The sequence below is a fragment of the Halomonas sp. ML-15 genome (assembly GCF_014779595.1).
Classification (GTDB): Bacteria; Pseudomonadota; Gammaproteobacteria; order Pseudomonadales; family Halomonadaceae; genus Franzmannia.
The window spans coordinates 26306-45738 of record NZ_JACXZT010000019.1 but is presented as its reverse complement, the minus strand read 5'-3'; the positions used below and the strand labels follow the sequence as shown (position 1 = coordinate 45738).

19 protein-coding genes are annotated in these 19433 nt (G+C 65.2%); 8 read left to right on the top strand and 11 right to left on the bottom strand.

The window, feature by feature from the left end:
* Nucleotide 1: 1 nt before the first annotated feature.
* A complete protein-coding gene (locus IEI94_RS11790; protein WP_191167514.1) occupies nucleotides 2-1282 on the bottom strand; it encodes a hydroxymethylglutaryl-CoA reductase in 1281 nt (426 codons plus the stop codon).
* A gap of 225 nt (nucleotides 1283-1507) precedes the next feature.
* Entirely contained in the window at nucleotides 1508-2011 is a 504-nt protein-coding gene (locus IEI94_RS11785; protein WP_191167513.1) for a YbaK/EbsC family protein, read from the bottom strand.
* Between the two features lie 231 nt (nucleotides 2012-2242).
* Here IEI94_RS11785 and IEI94_RS11780 point away from each other — a divergent pair, with 231 nt between their 5' ends.
* Together IEI94_RS11780 and IEI94_RS11775 are read left to right on the top strand one after the other, a co-directional pair.
* On the top strand, nucleotides 2243-3418 hold the full coding sequence (locus IEI94_RS11780) for an alcohol dehydrogenase catalytic domain-containing protein (protein ID WP_191167512.1): 1176 nt from the start codon (nucleotides 2243-2245) through the stop codon (nucleotides 3416-3418).
* The gene (locus IEI94_RS11775; protein WP_191167511.1) at nucleotides 3415-4461 is read left to right on the top strand and encodes a proline racemase family protein; all 1047 of its coding nucleotides are present in this window, start codon (nucleotides 3415-3417) and stop codon (nucleotides 4459-4461) included. Before IEI94_RS11780 ends, IEI94_RS11775 begins: the two co-directional genes overlap by 4 nt.
* Before the next feature lie 9 nt (nucleotides 4462-4470).
* Here IEI94_RS11775 and arfB read toward each other — a convergent pair whose 3' ends face one another.
* Nucleotides 4471-4884, bottom strand: a complete 414-nt coding sequence (gene arfB / locus IEI94_RS11770) for an alternative ribosome rescue aminoacyl-tRNA hydrolase ArfB (RefSeq protein WP_191167510.1) — start codon at nucleotides 4882-4884, stop codon at nucleotides 4471-4473.
* Between the two features lie 188 nt (nucleotides 4885-5072).
* Here arfB and IEI94_RS11765 point away from each other — a divergent pair, with 188 nt between their 5' ends.
* The 6 genes from IEI94_RS11765 (at nucleotide 5073) to IEI94_RS11740 (ending at nucleotide 11942) form a co-directional block, all read left to right on the top strand.
* Nucleotides 5073-5261: a DUF3008 family protein gene (locus IEI94_RS11765; RefSeq protein WP_191167509.1), complete on the top strand. Its 189-nt coding sequence runs from the start codon at nucleotides 5073-5075 to the stop codon at nucleotides 5259-5261.
* Nucleotides 5262-5420: 159 nt separating this feature from the next.
* Nucleotides 5421-6968: a BCCT family transporter gene (locus IEI94_RS11760; RefSeq protein WP_191167508.1), complete on the top strand. Its 1548-nt coding sequence runs from the start codon at nucleotides 5421-5423 to the stop codon at nucleotides 6966-6968.
* Between the two features lie 3 nt (nucleotides 6969-6971).
* Nucleotides 6972-8996 (top strand): CocE/NonD family hydrolase, encoded by a 2025-nt coding sequence (locus IEI94_RS11755; RefSeq protein ID WP_191167507.1) that lies wholly within the window; start codon nucleotides 6972-6974, stop codon nucleotides 8994-8996.
* Between the two features lie 47 nt (nucleotides 8997-9043).
* Nucleotides 9044-9958 carry a LysR substrate-binding domain-containing protein gene (locus tag IEI94_RS11750; RefSeq protein WP_191167506.1) on the top strand — a complete coding sequence of 305 codons (915 nt, stop codon included), beginning with the start codon at nucleotides 9044-9046 and terminating at the stop codon, nucleotides 9956-9958.
* A gap of 83 nt (nucleotides 9959-10041) precedes the next feature.
* Nucleotides 10042-11310, top strand: a complete 1269-nt coding sequence (locus IEI94_RS11745; RefSeq protein ID WP_191167505.1) for a M20/M25/M40 family metallo-hydrolase — start codon at nucleotides 10042-10044, stop codon at nucleotides 11308-11310.
* Nucleotides 11307-11942, top strand: coding sequence for a hypothetical protein (locus IEI94_RS11740; protein ID WP_191167504.1), 636 nt, complete (start codon nucleotides 11307-11309; stop codon nucleotides 11940-11942). The genes IEI94_RS11745 and IEI94_RS11740 overlap by 4 nt, the downstream gene beginning before the upstream one ends.
* Here IEI94_RS11740 and IEI94_RS11735 read toward each other — a convergent pair.
* From IEI94_RS11735 to IEI94_RS11700, 8 genes are all read right to left on the bottom strand, one after another.
* A complete protein-coding gene (locus tag IEI94_RS11735) occupies nucleotides 11939-12544 on the bottom strand; it encodes a hypothetical protein (RefSeq protein WP_191167503.1) in 606 nt (201 codons plus the stop codon). The two genes, IEI94_RS11740 and IEI94_RS11735, sit on opposite strands and share 4 nt — an antisense overlap.
* A 36-nt stretch (nucleotides 12545-12580) precedes the next feature.
* Complete coding sequence (locus IEI94_RS11730) at nucleotides 12581-13348, bottom strand: DUF1499 domain-containing protein (RefSeq protein WP_191167502.1); 768 nt, start codon at nucleotides 13346-13348, stop codon at nucleotides 12581-12583.
* Between the two features lie 101 nt (nucleotides 13349-13449).
* A complete protein-coding gene (locus IEI94_RS11725; protein ID WP_191167501.1) occupies nucleotides 13450-14616 on the bottom strand; it encodes an NADH:flavin oxidoreductase/NADH oxidase in 1167 nt (388 codons plus the stop codon).
* Nucleotides 14617-14633: 17 nt separating this feature from the next.
* Nucleotides 14634-15437, bottom strand: coding sequence for a hypothetical protein (locus tag IEI94_RS11720; RefSeq protein ID WP_191167500.1), 804 nt, complete (start codon nucleotides 15435-15437; stop codon nucleotides 14634-14636).
* The gene (locus tag IEI94_RS11715) at nucleotides 15431-16798 is read right to left on the bottom strand and encodes an amidase (RefSeq protein WP_191167499.1); all 1368 of its coding nucleotides are present in this window, start codon (nucleotides 16796-16798) and stop codon (nucleotides 15431-15433) included. The genes IEI94_RS11720 and IEI94_RS11715 overlap by 7 nt, the downstream gene beginning before the upstream one ends.
* Nucleotides 16795-17472, bottom strand: a complete 678-nt coding sequence (locus tag IEI94_RS11710) for a DUF2848 domain-containing protein (protein ID WP_191167498.1) — start codon at nucleotides 17470-17472, stop codon at nucleotides 16795-16797. Before IEI94_RS11710 ends, IEI94_RS11715 begins: the two co-directional genes overlap by 4 nt.
* Nucleotides 17473-17505: 33 nt before the next feature.
* Complete coding sequence (locus IEI94_RS11705) at nucleotides 17506-18792, bottom strand: TRAP transporter large permease (RefSeq protein WP_191167497.1); 1287 nt, start codon at nucleotides 18790-18792, stop codon at nucleotides 17506-17508.
* Nucleotides 18789-19385 (bottom strand): TRAP transporter small permease subunit, encoded by a 597-nt coding sequence (locus IEI94_RS11700; protein ID WP_191167496.1) that lies wholly within the window; start codon nucleotides 19383-19385, stop codon nucleotides 18789-18791. The genes IEI94_RS11705 and IEI94_RS11700 overlap by 4 nt, the downstream gene beginning before the upstream one ends.
* Nucleotides 19386-19433 lie beyond the last annotated feature (48 nt).

Below are 19433 nucleotides of genomic sequence, written 5' to 3'. Positions count from 1 at the left end.
CTCAGCGCTCCCGGGCAAGCTTGCGGTGGGCCTGGGCGAACTCGCCTGCCGCCAGCGCGCCGATGATGGAGATCTCGCCGCACAGGCACAGGGAAGCGACCACCTCGGCCAGCGCCGCTGCCTTGCCGGGTCCCTGAAGTCCAAGCAGATGTAGCGCCGCCGCCTGGCTGGGCAATCCCGTGCCGCCGCCGACCGAGCCCACCAGGATGTTGGGCAGGGTCACCGAGATGAAGAGATCGCCGTCCCGGTCCTCTACCCGCGTGAAGCCGATGGCGGATTCCGACACGCAGGCCGCGTCCTGCCCGGTGGCGATATAGAAGGCGGCAAGCCCGTTCGCGAAGTGACCCTGCGCGCCGATCTGGCCGCTCAGCATGGCGCCGAGACTGGCCATGCGCGAGTAGTCGAGGAAGCGTTCTACACTGACATGCAGGTGCTTTTCCACCAGCGCCCGCGGCAGGATCACCGAGGCTGTCACCTTGCGTCCGCGGCCAGAGGTCAGCGCCAGATAGGTGCTTTTCTTGTCTCCCGAATAATTGGCCTCGATAAACCAGTGTCGAGGCCGGATCGGGCAGTGGGTCTCGATGTGCCGGCAGAGTGCCTCGGTAGCGATGGTCACCATGTTCTGGCCCGACGCGTCGCCGGTGGTATAGCGGCAGAGCAGGAAGACGACCTCGTTGTCCATCATCGGCTCGATGGCGCTGAGCTTGCCGTGCCGGGTGGTGGCCTCGGCGGCGGCCTTCAGCTCGGCACTGGCGTCGATCACCCACTCCAGAAACAGCCCCGCCTCCATCACGTTGGCGAACTTGAAACCGGGGCTGCGCAGCACCCCCTCGGTCAACAGAACCGCAGCAATGCCGCCGGCGCGGGAGGCAATGTCGGCGCCCCGCGCATAGGATGCCACCAGGGCGGCTTCGCTGGTTGCCAGCGGGATGACGAAGTCCCCTTCCGCATTGAGGCCGTTGATACGTAAAGGGCCCACCACGCCCACTGGCACCTTCACCGTCCCGATCATGTTCTCGATATTGGCGCCGTAGCATTCGGCACTCGCCAAGGTGTCAGGATCGGCCAGAAGCCTCTGCTGCTCGTCGCCTGCCGGCGTCAAGGCGCGAATCTTCCGCCACAGCGTCTCGATGGAGGCGGCGTTGACTCGTCGAGGGCTGCGCAAGGCTGGGCGGCTCGGCTCGCCCGTGCCTCCGGTCAGACGCTGCCGGACCCGCGGCTCGTCGAGCGTCGCCCTCAGATCTTTCAGCCGCTCGACGATGCGCTGTGGGATGATCGACATGCCTGCCCTCCCTCTCCGTTTTTATCTTCAATCCATTGGTTGCTTAGAAAGCGCGCCACCGTCGTATATTCTGATACCGCGCACTCCTGCCCGGGCGGCGTAACGCGCCGTGGCGGAAGGATACCTCAGAAAGAACCGATTCAATGTAAGCCTGTATGGACACGTGGTGTCAGCCAGAAACCCGGAGCAGTTGATGCCGATGCGACATCCGTCTCTCTTGATAGGTTATAGGGGTACTGATGAGCACGGCTCTTGACGCTGTGGCTCCGGCACTTTGCACACATCGACCCACTCGGCTCCGACCAGGGTGGCGAGTCGCTCCGGAGCGATACGCACGGCGCTGTTGGGTGAGCCGGCGGCAGGCAAGACTTCAGCGTAAGCCTTGAGCGAGGCGTCGCAGTAGATCGGCAGCGGAGTGCTCAGGCCGAACGGACAGACGCCGCCGACCGGGTGACCGGTCAGCGCCAACACCGTCTCGGCATCGAGCATCTTGGCCTTGCCGCCGAAGGCATCGCGCAGCTTGCGGTTATCGAAGCGTGCATCGCCGCTGGCCACCACCAGCAGTTGCCGCTCGCCGACCCTGAAGGCGAGGGTCTTGGCGATCTGCCCAGGGGCGACCCCATGCGCCTCGGCGGCCAGCGCCACGGTGGCGGTGCTGGCGTCGAGTTCGAGAATTTCGATATCCGCTGCCTGCTCGGCAAGAAAGTTACGTACGCTCTCCAGGCCCATGGGAGTCTCCTAATGTAGTGATGGGGCGCGATATGGGTAGCCTACTCCATCGCCAGTGATGAAGGCAGCCGTGATGTAGCAGCGCCGCTGGCGGTATGCCGACAAGGGCCTCGATCAGGACAAAAATTTCTCGTGCGCAAGGGCCCGCATTCAAAAACTTCTGCACTAGGCACGGTGGCTGAGTTTGTTATCGTCGCAGCGTGAAGATGACGCGTTTGCAAGGAGGCCGCTATGACACCCGTATCATCACCAGACACTGTTCCTGCCACCATGTCGGCCATGCTACTGACCGGGCATGGTGATATCGACAAGCTCGAGTATCGCCACGACGTGCCGACCCCGCGTCCCGGCCCCGGTGAGGTGTTGGTGCGGGTCACCGCTACCGCCAAGAACAACACCGACCGCAAGGCCCGCGAAGGTCTCTATCCGACCAAGGAGAAGGGCGAGGTAACCTCGTTCGCCATGGGCGGCGAGGCGACCCTGACCTTTCCGCGTATCCAGGGCGCCGATATCGCCGGGCGCGTGGCGGCGGTGGGCGATGGCGTCGACCCGGCGCGCATCGGCCAACGTGGCCTGCTCGACTTCAATCTCTACGCCGACGGCCGACGCAATATCAACCTGACGCCGGACTACTACGGCCACGGTGCCGACGGCGGCTACGCCGAATACGTCGCGGTACCGGCGGACCAGTTCCACCACGTGCCCAACCCCGAGCTGGCCGATGCCGAGCTCGCCGCGATGGGCATGTGCTCCTACCAGACCGCCTACCATATGATGACCTCGGCGCGGGTCAAGGCCGGCGAGCACGTGCTCGTTACCGGCGCCAGCGGCGGCGTCGGCACGGCGCTGATTCAGCTGTGCCGCATCGTCGGCGCCATCCCCTATGCGCTGAGCCAGGCCGACAAGGCCGAGGCGCTCGAGGCGCTGGGTGCGGAGGCAGTATTCGACCGCACCCAGATGGAGGACTTTACCGGCCAGGTGCTCGCCGCCACCGGCGGTGCCCCCATCGATGCGGTGATGGATCTGGTCGGTGGCGAGATGACCGACCGCTTCATCGACACCATGATCGTCGACATGGGCCGCCGCGCTGACTATCCGCGACTATCGATCGCCGGGGCCAGCGGCGGCAACCTTAGCGAGATCATGTGGACGCGCATCTACCTCTACCAGGTGCAGATTTTCGGCGTCTCCCACGGTACCCGCGAAGAGGCCGAGCAGCTGGTCGAGTGGATCCGTGCCGGCGAGCTCAAACCTGTCCTGCACGCCGCCTTCAAGCTCTCCGAGCTGCACGCCGCTGAGCGCTACTTCGTCAATCGTGACAGCAACTACCTGGGCAAGATCGTGATCGTGCCCGATGCCGAGTGGGATGAACACGGCGCCCCTTTCGCCCTGGAGCAACACCCATGAGTGAACTGACCCTGCAGTTGATGGATACCCACGCCGGCGGCGATGTCAGCCGTATTGTCACCGGAGGTATCGACCCGCTGCCCGGTGCCACGGTGCGTGAGCAGATGCACTACCTGCGTGACGACGCCGACGGTCTGCGCCGACTGCTGCTGGAAGAGCCTTACGGGATCCCCGAGATGTCGGTGGACCTGATCGTGCCGGCCACCGACCCCGCGGCGGCGGCCGGCTATATCATCATGGAGGTGATGGGCTACCCGATCTACTCCGGCTCCAACACCATCTGTACCGCCACCGCGGTGCTAGAGGCCGGTATCGTGCCCAAGCAGGAGGGGACCCAGCACTTCGTGCTCGAGTCGCCGGCCGGGTTGGTCAATATCGAGGCGCGGGTCGAGAATGGTGTGGTCGAGGCGATCACCTGCGGCGGGCTGCCCAGCTATATCGATACCTACCGCGCCAAGATCCATGTCCCGGAGCTGGGCGAGGTGACCTATAGCGTGGCCTACAGCGGCGGCTTCTATGCGCTGGTCGATGCCGCCTCGCTTGGCTTCTCGCTGCACCGCGCCGAGGAGCGCCAACTGGCCGAGTGTGCCCACAAGATCGTCGAGGCGATTCAGGCCGAGCGCGGCTTCTCCCACTACACCCTGGGCGACGTGGGCCCGCTGCCGTTCCTGCACTTCATGGGGCCGGTGGAGCAGGTCGCCGACGACTTCTACCGCTCGCGTTCGACCACCTATGTGCACCCGGGGGTGATCTGCCGCAGCACTACCGGTACCGGCACCTCGGCACGGCTGGCGCTGATGCACTACGAAGGCACCATCAAGCCCGGCGACAAGCTGGAGACCGTGTCACTGCGTGAGACGGGCTTTATCGGCCAGTTCATTGCAGTGCGCGAGGAGGGCAAGGGCCATGTGGTGGAGAACACCATCACCGGCAAGAGCTATGTGCTGGCACGCTCGGAGATCGTCGTCAACTGCGACGATGTGATGGTCGAGTGCGGGGGGCTGCACCATATCCTGACCAGCGCCCACCCCGAGCGGTACTGATCGGCTTACTTATACCTTCACCTTGCCGCGCAGCGACTTGGTCTTGCCCTTGCGGGTCTTGCCGTCGACCCGACGACGCTGCGAGCCCTTGGTCGGTCTGGTGGGCTTGCGCACCTTCTGCTGCTTGACCGCCTCGCGGATCAGCTCGCGCAGGCGCGCCAGCGCATCCTCCTTGTTCAGCTCCAGGGTGCGGTGGCTCTGGGCCTTGATCACCACTACCCCCTCCTTGCTGATGCGCTGGTCGGAGAGCGCCATCAGCCGCTCCTTGTAGAAGGGCGGCAGGCTGGAGTTGGGGATATCGAAGCGCAGATGGACCGCCGAGGCGACCTTGTTGACGTTCTGGCCACCGGAGCCCTGGGCGCGGATCTGACTGATCTCGATTTCCCAGTCGCCCAGCTCCACGCTGTTGGAGATACGAAGCATGCTGGCCTCATCAATCGCAGAAGGGAAAAGCGCTAGCCTAGCATAGACATGCCCCGTGCTCGGTCAGCGAGGCTTACGATGGAGGGTCGCAAGTACCCGCTAGTGGAGCTTTTTGCGTTCAAATGCGTCAATTCAATGGGGCTGTTCGCCCCAGCTTTGCAACCTTATATCGACCAGGAGGGTTGAATATGCCTGCAATATCCAAGGCTCAGCAGAAGGCGGCCGGAGCGGCCCTTGCTGCCAAGCGCGGCGAGACCAAGGTCGGCGATTTGGACGGTGCTGCCCGCTCGATGTATGACTCCATGGACGAGGCCGAGCTGGAGAAAATGGCGTCGACGTCGCGCAAGGACAAGCCGGAACACGACGCCAACAGCTGAGGCGTTCCGATCAGCGTTTTGGTCGTCTACGTCGGCCATGCGCCCAGCGCATACCCCCATGCCCATTGAACGTTTGTCGCAGTAGCCTGCCATGCCGCTAAGGTAGAAGGCCTCGACACCGGCCGTATGCCGGGCATAACGATAAAGGGAGCTAAGGGTATGCGAACGTCTATCCGGCCAGGGGTTTTCTGGCCGACCTTTCTGGTATTGATGGCGGCGGTGGTCGCCAGTTATGTCGATCTCGACGCCTTCCTGGCGGGCACCAGTGCCCTCAATAGTGCGATTCTCGATCACTTCTCCTGGTTGTTCAGCCTCGGCAGCCTCTACCTGTTGCTGCTGGCGGTGGTGGTCTATGTCTCGCCGCTGGGGCGTATACGTATCGGCGGTGAGCAGGCCACGCGGCTGCTGTCGCCGCTGCGCTGGTTCTCGATCACGCTGTGTACCACCCTCGCCGTGGGCGTGCTGTTCTGGACCACCGCCGAGCCGCTCTATCACCTGATGGGGCCACCGGCCTCCAGCGGCCTCGAGGCTGGCTCAGCCGATGCCGCGCTGTTTTCCATGTCGACCATGTTTCTGCACTGGGCTTTCACGCCCTACGCCATCTATGCGGTACCAGCGCTGATCTTTGCCCTGGCGTTCTATAATCGTCGCCAGCGTTTCTCGATCTCGAGCATGCTCGAGCCGCTGCTCGGCGAGGGGGTCAAACGCTATGCCGGCGCCATCGACGCGCTGGCACTCTATGCGCTAGTGGCGGGTATGGCCTCGACCCTGGGAACCGGGGCGCTGACCATCGCCGGTGGCGTCGGGCAGTACGTCGAGGGCGATACCAATCCGCTGCGCCTCGGGGTGATCATCGCCATCATTGTGGTGACTTTCGTGATTTCTGCCGCCAGCGGTCTGCAGCGCGGTATCGCGCGGCTATCGTCGCTCAATGCCTGGCTGCTGCTGGTGCTCGGGCTGTTCGTATTCGTGTTCGGGCCAACGCTGTTCATGCTGCAGCTCGGGGTGGAGTCGTTTGGCGTCTACCTGGACAACTTCTTTACCCGCAGCCTGTTCACCGGTGCTGCAGGGGATGACCAGTGGCCCTACTGGTGGTCGATCTTCTACTGGGCGGTGTGGTTCGCCTGGGCGCCGGTAGCGGCGCTGTTCCTGGGCAAGATCTCGCGGGGCTATACGGTGCGCGAGTTTCTGCGCGTCAACCTGCTCTATCCCGCGCTATTCGCGGTGGTGTGGATCACCATCTTTTCCAGCGCGGCGATCTATTACCAGCTGCATGCCGGAGTCGATCTCAATGCCGTGCTCGAGGATCGCGGCATCGAGCATCTGCTCTACACCCTGTTCCGCGAGTTGCCCCTCGCCGGGCTCTGGATTCCGCTGCTGCTGTTCATCGCCTTTATCTCCTACGTCACCGTGGCCGACTCCAATACCGATGCCATCGGCAATCTCTGCACCCGTGGCCTGACCGCCGACTCCGACCTCAATACCGGCTTGCCGATGAAGGTGCTGTGGGGCGTGATCGTTGGCGTCGTCTCCTGGGTGATGGTCAGCTTCGTCGGCATCGATGGCGTCAAGATGCTCTCCAACCTGGGCGGGCTACCGGCGATGCTGATCATCCTCGCTGCCAGCAGTGCGCTGTGGATATGGCTCAAGCATCCCGAGCGCCTGACACCTCCCGACACCCACCACTCGGATCAGGATTCCCGCTGAACCATGCGAATCAAGCACGACTTTCCCCATGCCGTCCGTGAGATCGAACATCTCGAGATTCCACTGACCGACGGCACTCGGCTGGCCGCCCGACTCTGGCTGCCGGAGGGTGCCGAGCAGGCGCCGGTGCCGGCAATACTCGAGTACCTGCCGTATCGCAAGCGCGACGGTACGGCAGTCCGTGATGAGCTGACGCACCCCTACTTTGCCGGCCATGGTTACGCCTGTGTGCGTGTCGATATGCGCGGCAACGGCGAGTCCGACGGGCTGATGGCCGATGAGTATCTGCCTCAGGAGCAGGCCGATGCCCTGGAAGTGATCGAGTGGATCGCCAGCCAGGCCTGGTGCAACGGCCAACTGGGCATGATGGGTATCTCCTGGGGCGGCTTCAACTCGCTGCAGCTCGCCGCGCTGCGCCCCGAACCGCTGAAGGCGGTCATCACGCTGTGTTCCACGGATGACCGTTTTGCCGACGATATTCACTACAAGGGCGGCAATCTGCTGCTCGAGAATCTCGGCTGGGCGGCGACCATGCTCAGCTTCTCGGCGGCGGCGCCGGATCCGCTGCTGGTCGGCGAGCGTTGGCGCGAGATGTGGCGGCAGCGTCTCGATAACATGCCGCTGCTGGCCGAGACCTGGCTTTCCCACCAGACCCGCGATGCCTACTGGAAGCACGGCTCGGTGGCGCAGAACTATGCCGATATCGAGGCCGCGGTCTACTGCGTCGGCGGCTGGGGGGACGCCTACAAGAACAGTATCCCGCGCTTGATGGAGCACCTCGAGTGCCCCAGGAAGGCGCTGATCGGTCCATGGATCCACAAGTATCCTCACTTCGCGATTCCCGATCCGGCGATCGGGTTTCTGCAGGAGGCGTTACGCTGGTGGGACTACTGGCTCAAGGGCATCGAGACCGGGGTAATGGATGAACCGGCGGGCACCTTCTATCTGCAGGATGCGGTGGTGCCGCAGCCGATGTATCGTCAGCGTCCCGGCCAATGGGTGCGCACCGAGGGCTGGCCGAGCCGCGAGGTGAGTCCACGCTGTTATTCGCTGGCCGACACCGGGCTGATCGAGGGCGACACCGCGCTCGAGAGGCCGCAGCGAATCGACTCACCGCTCACCGCCGGGCGCTATCAGGGTGAGTATTGCGCGATCTGGTTCGGCCCCGACCTGCCCGGCGACCAGCGCCGCGACGATGCCGATGCGCTGTGCTTCGACAGCCAGCCGCTCGAGGAGAGCATAGCGATTCTTGGTCAGCCGCGGGTGCGGCTGCGCCTGGCCAGTGCCACCGACACCGGCCAGTTGACGGTACGCCTTCAGGATGTCCGCCCCGATGGCCGGGTGGCGCAGATCAGCTACGGCGTGCTCAATCTCAACCTGCATCGCGACCTCGGTGAACTCACGCCGCCGCGCCCGGATGAACCTCTCGATATCGATCTGTGTCTCGACATGACCGGCTATCGGCTGCCTGCCGGTCATCGTCTGCGGGTCTCCCTCGCCTCGGCCAACTTCCCGCTGCTGTGGCCGAGTCGTGTGCGCAGTGCGCTGACCCTGGTGCCCGGTGAGCATGCCCTGGAGCTGCCGCTGTTCCACGGTAAGGCACTGGCCGAAAGCCCCTTCGAGGCCCCCGAGGCGGCGCCGCCGGCGCGGCTCGAGTCGTTGCGCGATGCCCAGCCGCGACGCACTGTCCAGGAGGACATCGCCAGCGGTGAGGTAACCACTATCGTGGAAGACGATCTTGGTCACGTGCGCTTTCTCGACCACGGCCTATGGGTCGACCAGCACTGCCGCGAAGTCTACACCGCCCACCCCGACGACCCGGACGCTACCCTTGCCGAAATCGCCTGGGTGTACCGTGCCGGGCGCGAAGATGGCCCGGGTCGCTTCGCCGTGGAGGTCGACAGCCGCTACTGGATGACCTGCGACGCCGAGTGTTTCTACCTCGAGGCGCAACAGGTGGCCCGTGACGACGGCCAGGAGGTGAGTCGTCGGCACTGGAAGAGGCAAGTGCCGCGCACCGCGCTGTGAGTCCGACGCATGCTATCCTCGGAGCTTCACCTGCTCCGAGGAGTGCCATGTCGCGTCGTGATGCCCTGCCACCGCTGGCCTGCCTGCGTGCCTTCGAGGTCGCCGCGCGCCACGCCAGTTTTACCCAGGCCGGCAGCGAGTTGAACCTGACCCAGAGTGCGGTCAGTCGACAGGTCAAGCGCCTGGAAACCGATCTCGGTCGCCCGCTGTTCGAGCGTAGCCATGACGGTCTGCACCTGACCCCGGCTGGCGAGCAGTATTACCGCGTGGTGTGCCGCGTGCTGCGTGAACTCGCTGACGAAAGCGCTCGGCTCAGGCGTCATGGCAACGATCACCAGCTGACCCTGGCCTCGAGTCCGACCATCGCCTCGCTGTGGTTGGCGCGGCAGCTGCCCGATTTCCAGCACGCCCATCCACAGATCGAGATCCGTATTCTCACCGTGGAGGACCCCTATCGACTCGATCTCGCCGAGTTCGACCTGGGCCTCTACTACTATCTTGAGCATGCGGTGGACCCGCCGGGCGTAATCGCCGAGCCGATCTTCGACAGCGAGGATGTGATCGCCGTCTCTAGCCTCGCCTATCTCGAACGCCATGGTGCCGTGCAGGATGCCGACGATCTGCTCGCCCACCACACCTTGCTGGTGGTGGAGGACCACTTTAACGACTGGCTCACTTGGCAGGCCTGGTACCAGGCGCTGGGGCTCGAATGGCGGGCCCCAGCACACAGTCTGCGCGCTAACAGCTATCAGCTGTTGATGCACGCTACCCTGGCCGGGCAAGGGGTGACCCTCGGTTGGTCGCGCCTGCTGGAGGCCGACCTGCACCAGGGCAATCTGGTGCGAGCGCTGCCCCATGCCTTGCCCAGTCGGGGCAAGCTGTCGCTGCTCACTCCACAGCATCGCCATCTGACCCCGGCGGCGCGTGCCTTTCGCCGCTGGCTGCTAAGCGAGAGCGCTTGAGCGATGCTGCCACGTCGGCAGGCCAGCCGCTGCGGAATCTGGCAGACTAGGGAGATATTTTTCTCAATCAGCGAGAGGCCTAGATGAGCGACGCGAAGCAGCCCTGGACGCAACCCATGCCGGACGAGCAATTCACCCTGATGCGCCGTATCCTCGATGCGCCGAGCCCGATAGGCCTGGAGGGCGCCATGACCTACGGCGTGCTCAAGCCCTATTTCGAGAGCTTTGCGCCCAAGGGCTGGCATCTGCATCAGTACAAGGGGCATGCCGGCGTGGTGCTGGATACCCATCCCGGCCGCGACGATATGTTCAAGGTGATGATCATCGGTCATGCCGACAAGATCCGCATGCAGGTGCGCAATATCGGCGACGACGGCAAGATCTGGATCAATACCGACTCCTTCCTGCCCGGGGTGCTGATCGGCCACGAGGTCAAGCTGTTCAGCGAGGATCCGGAGCATCCCGGCAGCTACCGGGTGATTCGTGGCGGTACCGTCGAGGCGCTGGGGGCGATCCACTTCTCCGAACCGGCCCAGCGCGACGGCAGCAAAGGCATCAAGAAAGAGCAGATCTACCTCGACCTGCAGATTCACGGCGAGAACAAGAAGCAGCAGGTCCTCAATCTCGGCGTGCGCCCCGGCGACTCGATCCTTTTCGACCGGCCGATCCGCCCGGGCTTCAGCCCCGACACCTTCTACGGCGCCTATCTGGATAACGGCCTGGGCTGTTTCGTCACCGCCGAGGTGGCACGGCTGATCGCTGAGGCCGGTGGTACCGAGCAGGTACGGGTGCTGTTCGCCATCGCCAGTTACGAAGAGATTGGCCGCTTCGGTAGCCGAGTGCTGGCCGGAGAGCTCAAGCCGGATGCGCTGATCGGCGTCGACGTCAATCACGACTACGTCGCCGCTCCGGGCATCGGCGACCGGCGTATGCAGCCGCTGGAGATGGGCAAGGGCTTCACCATGTCGGTGGGCTCTATCGCCAGCGAGCAGCTCAACCGCCTTATCGCGACCACCGCCAAGGAGCAGGATATTCCCCTGCAGCGCGATATCGTCGGTGCCGACACCGGCACCGACGGCATGGCCGGCGTGCTCGCCGCGGTGGACTGCGCCGCGACCTCAATCGGTTTCCCGATCCGCAACATGCATACCATCTCCGAGACCGGCAACACCCAGGATGTGCTGGCCGCCATTCATGCCCTGACCAACACCCTCAAGGCGTTGGATGCGCTGCCCGATATCCACCGCGAGTTCCTCGATAACCACCCGCGCCTGGATGAGGCCGGCGCGCTGGCGCACCAGGGCCATGCCAAGCCCGAGAAAGAGGACAAGGAGCAGAAGGAGGGCGCGTGACGCCGACGAGCCGCTGTGCCACGCTGGCGCCGATGTTGCTATTCGTCGCCGGCTGCACCGAGTCGCCGCCAGATGAGCCGGCCACTGCCAGCCTGGTTCCGCTGGCAGTGACCGATGAGGCGATTCGGGGAGCGGATGGTGAGCGCCTGCTGGATATCGGTGAGATACCCAGCAATATCCCCATCGATGATGACGCTGAGTTCGGCGCCGCGCAGCGCTTCGTTGCCGCCGAGCTCTCCCCCGAGGAAACCCGGCTGGCAGTGACCACTCAAGGGGCCGCCCATGCCGCCGGCTGGCTGCTGACCGTAGAAGAGGGCACGCTGCGTCCGGCTGCCTTTCAGTATGGTGGGCAGGTCGAGCCGGGCAGATGGCGCGACGACGGCGCCTATGTCGTGTTCGCCATGGAGAGCCCCGCGCCGAGCCGCACTCTGGCGGTCGTCGAGGGTGGTGCCTCGGGCGAGACGGTGGACGCCAATGCCCGCCCGGTGCGTATCCCTGCTCACCGCGAGGGCGTTCCGCCGGAAACCGAGTACCGTGCCCACGAGTGGCAAGACGACAGCCTGCTGTTCGAAGTCGACGGCGAGCGCTATCGGTTCGACCCGGCGAGTGGCGAGGTCGAGCCGGGCAGCTAGCTGGGCGTCAGCCGTATCCCGCGGCCGGCAAAGAAGCGTGCGAACACGCCAGGCGTCAATACCGCATCCTGCTGTGAGGCACGTGCTATGCCGGAGGGGTTATGGAAGCGCAGGGCGTCTTGGGTGGCCTCGGTGACCAGTACCAGGTGCCCACCGCGTGCGGGCGGCTCGACCTCGGGGGTGCGAATGCCGGGGTGCACCGACGCTATGAACAGGGCATCACCATTGAAATACTCCGCCAGCTCATGCACTTCGACGCCGGTATGCACCGTGGCCTGCAGGCCGAACGCCTCGCGCAGCAGCTGTGTGGCTGGGGCGTAGATCATGCCTTTGATCTCACCGTCCCGCTCGAGATAGGCGCCGTGCTGGATGGCCCGCTCGAGCAGGTGAAAGATCGGATAGACGCTGCCGGTGAAGTGAGCGATGGCCATCTTGAGGCAGGCCATGCCGCATACATGCCTGGCCCATCTCTCATACTCCTCGGCACTCCTTGCGCCGGACTCTTGCCAGCGCGGGTCATCCCTTGGCCGAAGACGGCCTGACAGGATGTCGTCGATCAGCTCCGGGCTCTCCCACTGAGCGTAATAGGGCACGCTGGTCACGCGGCTCTCCTCCCTGTGCAATGAGCGTTGTGGCGTCTACTCGACCCGGGCGCGTAGTGCGGCCAGGTAGTCGCGAATGCGCTGGGCGTTGGTGCCCATATCGCTGCGGCCGAGTCGCGACGCCGAGCGCACGTCGACGCGGGTGCCGTCCTCTACCTCGCTCAAGCGAATCACCACGTCATCCTTGAAGCCGAACCAGCGGGTGGTGGCGGTGGCCTCGATACGCTCGCGACCGACCTCGGCCAGCGCCCAGCCCTGGTCCAGGGCCGCCGCCTCGGCGGCGCTCAGAGCCTCGGTTAGCGTGAGCTCGAGGGTGATGGGTTGAATATCCGGGTAGGCCTCGCGCTGCTGGCGAGCGGTGCGTTCGCCGGGGTGGGCGACGGCGTTGGGGGCGGCCTCCCGCGCCTCGACCAGTGCCACGAAGGCGGGCGGATTCTCCAGGTCGGTGGAGATATCGTGAATCGGTGGGACCTGCTGGGCGCGCTGCTGCAGCTGGTAGGGCACCCACATCATCGCTGCCACCGCGATAATCACCAGCCCGCCCACCAGCGCCGGCTGAGTGCGGCGGCATAGGCTGGCCACCAGCAGTGTCAGAAGCCCCACGGCCGCAGCGGCCAGCGCCACATAGGCACCCTGGCGCAGCCAGCCGAAAGCGGTGCCCAGATCCACCAGCGCCAGACGATGGGCCGGCCCTGCACCGCCCATCAATAGCGCCGCGCCGCCCAGCAGTAGCAGGCTCAACCAGGCCAGGGCGACCGGCCAGCGCCCACCGCGGGGGCGAGGACGTAAGGTTAACTTAGACATGATGACTCCCGGTCATTTCGCGTTATTTTGTCTAAGCATACTCGTGTCACCCGGCAAATGCCGAGTCCCTAATGCAGGATTGCCCCCGCTATGGGCGACGCTCAGAAGATATTGGAGCGTTCGTACTGCTTGGGCCACTCGACGTTTTCCGCCTTCAGGCTGGCTGCCGCCCGCAGCGGCCAGGCCGGGTCGGCGAGCAGCGCGCGACCCAGGATCACCAGGTCTGCCTGGCCATTGGCGATCACCGACTCGGCCAGGTCGGGGCTGTGGATCAGGCCCACCGCTCCGGTGGCGATGTCGGCCCGGGCGCGGACTTCCTGAGCCAGGGGGATCTGGTAGCCGGGGTGAATGGGAATCTGCTGGCGCGGGTCGTTGCCACCGGATGAGCAGTCGATCAGGTCGACCTGGCCCTGCTCCTTGAGCAGCTGCGCCAGGCGCACCGTATCTTCGAGTGTCCAGCCGCCCTCGACCCAGTCGGTACAGGAGAGGCGCAGGAACAGTGGCAGTGACTCGGGCCACTCCTCTCTGACCGCGCCGATCGATTCCAGCAGGAAGCGAATCCTGTGCTCGAACGCGCCGCCGTAGTCGTCGTCACGCCGGTTGCTCAATGGCGACAGGAACTGGTGGATCAGGTAGCCGTGGGCGCCGTGCAGCTCCAGCGCCTTGAAGCCGGCCTCCCGGGCGCGGCGGGTGCTCTCCCTGAGGCTGGCCATGGAGTCGGCGATCTGGCTGGGCGTCATGGCGGCGGGGACGCCCCACTGGCGGGCGTAGGGCAGGGCGGAAGCCGATACCAGATCGTCCCAGCCGCCCTGGGCGGCGCTCAAGGGGTGCGAGCCTTCCCAGGGGCGTCCTACCGAGGCCTTGCGGCCTGCGTGTCCTAGCTGAATGCCCGGCACGGCACCCTGGGCATCGACGTAGGCGGCAATGCGGGCGAGTCGATCGCGCTGCTCATCGTTCCACAGCCCCAGGCAGTTGGGGGTGATGCGGCCCCGCGGCTCGGTATGCACCGCCTCGGTAAAGACCCAGCCGGCGCCGCCGGTGGCCCGGGCACCGAGGTGTACGAAGTGCCAGTCATTGGAGAGTCCATCATCGCCCGAGTACTGGCACATGGGCGACATCATGATGCGGTTGCGGCCCTCCACCGAACGGAACTTGGCAGGACGGAACAGGTGCGGGTTGGGGTCGCGCTTGAGGATGCGGCGGGCGTTCTCTCCGCCGGAACGGGAGTCGGTTACAGCGCTGGCGTTGTCGGGGGGTATCGCGGTCATATCAACGGCTTCCTTTGTTATAGGGGAGGGGCTTTGGCATAGGCTCGCCGAAAGCGCCACTGACTGAGCGTGAACAGCGCGACGCTCACACCCAGCGAGGCCAGCAGTGCCAGCAGGAAAGTGATTAGCGGGGGCACGCTGCCAACCAGGAGGGCCGTTACCATGGCGAAGGCCACCAGGCTCAGCATGCCCTGCTGCGCCATGCTCACGGTGGCCCGCGCCACCTCGACGCCATAGCGCTGATGAAGGGTCCAGCCGATGGTGAGGAGCCCGATGGGAAAGCCCACCAGTATGCCCGAGAGCAGCGGCCCGGCATTGGCCGCCAGGGTGGTGGCAACGCTCACCAGCACACCGGCGAGTACGCCGCGCAGGACCAGATCGAACCAGCCCGAGGCGGCGACCACCCTGGGCGGCGTCAGCCTGAGGTAGCGCTTCACGCCCTCGGCCAGTAGCAGCACCAGGGCGTACATCAGCACCGCCATGGGCACCCCGCCCGGGAGTTGCAAGAACAGCAGCACCGCCGGAATCCAGCACAGGGTCGCCAGTGCCAGGCTGGCCTTGGCGCCCAGCCGCCTGGCCGAGACCACGAAACAGATAGTGAACACCAGCGTGGCGACCAGGGCGTGCAGGGTCGAGAGTGCCGCTTCGCGAATAAATGCCGGCGACTGCTCCTGGAGCATGAAAAAGTAGCCGGGCCCCAGCACGATCGGCATGCCGGCAATGATGCCGCCTAGCCTGGGTCCCAGCTTGCCCACCGCGATGGACACGCCGATGACCACCACCGCCGTGGCCACCAGCTTGGCCGCCAGAACGCTCAGCATCGCGGTTGAATGGCCGCTTCGATGGCCAGCGCCTGGCGCAACAGGGTGGCATCCGCGCCGTTGCGCCCGATCAGCATCAGCCCGCTGGGTAGCTCTCCTGGAGCATGGTTGGGCAGGGTGATGGCGCACAGATCGAGCAGGTTGGCCACCGTCGGGTTGCGCAGCACCAGCAGGTTGAGGCGTGCATAGTCCTCCTCGCTGGCTACCTCCTCGTGGCGTGGCGGGGCCACCGGTACGGTGGGTGCCAACAGTCCATCGAAGTCGGCGAGCCAGGCATCGGCCTGACGCTGCCGATCACGGCGGCGCTGCAGCAGCTCGAGGTAGTCCGCCGCACTCATGGCGGCGCCCTTCTCGATGCGCGAGCGAACCCGCGGGTCGTAGCGCTCACCATGCTCGCTTAGCCACTGGCGGTGCAGGTGATAGCTCTCGGCGGCGGTAAAGCCGCCCCCTTCCATCAGCTCCGGCAGGCCGGCCAGGATCGGCGCCGGGGCCTCGATGATGGTGGCGCCGGCGTCGCGCAGCAGCGCCAGGCTGTGAGTAAAGGCAGCTTCTACTGCCGGCTGCATGCCGTCGAGCATATAGTCGCCAGGCACCACAAAACGCCGCCCCTTCAAGGGCAAGGCTGATAGAGGCTGCCAGGGCTGGCCGGCGAGCACCGCATCCAGGCGGGCGCAGCAAGCGACGCTGCGGGCGATGGGGCCGATCGAGTCCAGGCTGTCCGAGAGCGGAAAGGTCCCCTGCCGCGGGATGCGACGCTGGGAGGGCTTGAAGCCCACCAGCCCGCAGAATGCTGCGGGGATGCGCACCGAGCCGCCGGTGTCGGTGCCGATGGCCGCCGCCGCCATGCCCTGGGCTACCGCCACGGCGGCGCCCGAGGAGGAGCCGCCGGGGATGCGTCCCGGAGCGAGCGGGTTGTCGGGGGTGCCGTAGTGAGGATTGACGCCTAGCCCGGAGTAGGCGAACTCGGTCATGTTGGTATGGCCGGTCAACACCGCCCCCTCGCGGCGCAGGCGGGCGACGATAACGGCATCCCGCTCGGCCGCCGCTTGCCACCCCTGAGAGCCGGCATGGGTCACTTCGCCGGCTACGTCAAACAGCGCCTTGAGGGCAATGGGTAGCCCGGCCAACAGGCCGGTCGGTACCGCGTCCGCCCGCAGCCGGTCGGCCGCCGCCGCCTCGGCACGTGCACTGCGCTCGAAGCGACGGGTATAGATCTGGGCCTGGGGAGCATCCCGTGCGTCGCTGTTCTCGAGGCAGGCGTCGAGCAGCTGGCTGGCTTGCCAGCGGCCGTCTTGCATCCCGTCGAGTAGGGTGTCGAGGGTCGCGGCGCGGCCCTGTGGCTGATGCAGGGGCGTGGTCATGCCACCACCGCCAGCGACTGAACCGCATAGCGGTGCTCCAGCTGGCGCCCGGTAACGGGATCCTCGAGCACCATGCGGAACGCCTCGGAGGCGCGCACTCCGCCGATCACCGGCAGGGTGCCGCACAGCATCACCTGGCCAGGGGCCAGCTGCGGCTGCTCGAGCCCGAAGCGCTTAAGCAGCTCGGCGGGGTGCAGCAGCCCCGTCACCGCACCTTGCTGGTAGAGGACTTCCTCGCCGTCGAAGGTGGCATAGGCGCTCATCTGCAGGCTATCCCAATGCTCGATCACGCTCTCCAGGCGCCACAGCTGCTGGCTGACCGGCTTGGCACAGACCTGCTTGGAGTGTGCCACCGACCAGGCTTCGGCCTCGCGGTCGGTATGGTCGGAGCCGATGCCCATCAGGGTGCCCTGGGGGGTGCCGATCAGCACGATCTCCACCTCCCCGCTCGAGGCCTCGCCGAGCACCTGAATGTCAGGCTCGGTAGAGAGCTGGTTGGCCGCCACGCGGTAGAACAGCGGCGTGCTGGAGGGCGGTGTAACGCCTATCTCCTTGAGCTCCGCGATGTGCTCGTCGATGCCGGCCTGTTCGCGACCAGCCCAGCCGGCAATGATCAGCTCCTTGACCTCGACGTCGATGGGCTGCGCTGTCTCGGATAGATAAAACCTTGTCATTGAAATCTCCTTGGTAGTCGGTGGTGCTCGGGGCTATCCGCGCAGCAGGTTGGGCAGGTACATGGCGACTGACGGGAACAGGATCAGCACGATGGCCATCAGGAACATGATGCCGACATAGGGCATGGCGCCTAGCATCACGTCGTTGAAGGAGCCGCCCTGACGCACCCCCTGCACCACATAGAGGTTGAGTCCCACCGGTGGTGTGATCAGTGCCATCTCGATCAGCAGGATCAGCAGAATGCCGAACCACACCGGGTCGAAGCCCATAGCGATGATGATCGGGGCGACGATGGGAATGGTGATGACCATCAGCGACAGCGTCTCGATAAAGAAGCCCAGCACGATGTAGAGCAGGATCACCAGCATCAGCGTCGAGTAGGGGCCCAGGCCCGCCGACTCCAGGAAACCGCTCAGCTCGCGGGTCACCCCGGTGGAGGCGAGCACGAAATTGAGGAAGTAGGAGGCGATGATGATCAGCATGATCATGCCGGTGGTGCGCATGGTGCCGTCCAGCGCCTCGACGATGATGCCCAGCGACAGCTTGCGCATGAACAGGGCGATCAGCAGGGCGCCGATCACGCCCAAGGAGGCTGCCTCGGTGGGGGTCGCCCAGCCGGCATAGATCGAGCCCACCACGATGCCGAACAGGATTAGCACCGGCACCAGATGCTTGAGCCCCGAAAAGCGCTCGCCCCAGCTATGGTGCGTGCTCGGACCGCCGAGGCTGGGCCGCCACAGACAGATCAGCGCCGTGCCGGCCATGAACAGCACCGCCAGCAGCAGCCCGGGCAGCAGCCCCGCGGCAAACAGCTGAGGAATCGAGGTCTCGGTCAGGAAGCCGTAGACGATCAGATTGATGGAGGGGGGAATCATGATCCCCAGGGTGCCCCCGGCGGCAATCGAGCCGGTGAACAGCTTGGGATCGTATTTCATCTCCTTGCCCTGGGGGATCGCCACGGTGCCGATGGTGGCCGCAGTGGCCACGCTGGAGCCCGAAGTGGCGGAAAACAGCGTCGCGGTGCCGATATTGGCATGCAGCAAGCCGCCCGGCAGCCACGATAGCCAGCTCTCCAAGGCGCGGTAGGTGCCCTTGGCGATGCCGGTGCGCACCAGGATTTCACCGAGCAGGATAAACAGCGGAATGGCGATCAGCAGGAAGCTGTCCGATGCCGACCACAGGACGTCGCCCATGGCCCTGACCAGCGGCAAGGGCGAGAAGAACTCATCCAGGAACAGCCCCAGTGCAATCAGCGTCGCCGCCACCGGGACGCTGATCAGCAGCAGTACCAGGAGGACCAGCAGTGCGAGCAAGATCATGACAGAGGTTCCTTGTTTTCTTCGCTTATCTGCTCATCGAGCGTGGGGCTGCCCGCCAACTGCTGGACACCCTGGATGTCTCCTCCCAGCAGGCCGAAGAGCACGCGCAGGGTGACCAGGCCGACCGCGATGCTGAACCAGGTCAGGCCCAGTAACCACAGCGCTTGAGGTATCCAGATGGGGGTGCCGAGGGGCGTATTGGCGGTGGCGCCACCGCGGTAGGAGTCGCTGGTGATATCGAAGGCAGCGCCCACCACCAGGATGCAGAACAGCGCCATGGCCAGCAGTGCCACCAGGTCCAGCAGACCGCGCACCTTGACGGGAAAATTCAGGTACAGGGCGTCGATGCGAATATGCGCCTTGCGCATCAGTGTGAATGCGAACGACCAACTGGCGCTGATCGCCATGATATAGCCCGTGAGCTCGGTGGCATGCACGGCAGAGCGTCCCATGAAACGCCGTGACAGGACCTCCACGGTGACCATGACCACGGTCAGAAGGATCAGCACACCACCTGCGCGCGCCAACCACAGCGAGCCGATTTGTACCGTATCCAGTAGCTTGTCGAGGGTGTTATTGACCCGTGCGAACATGTCTCTCTCCAGAGCGAAACCGGGCTGACGAGCAGCCCGGTTACCGAC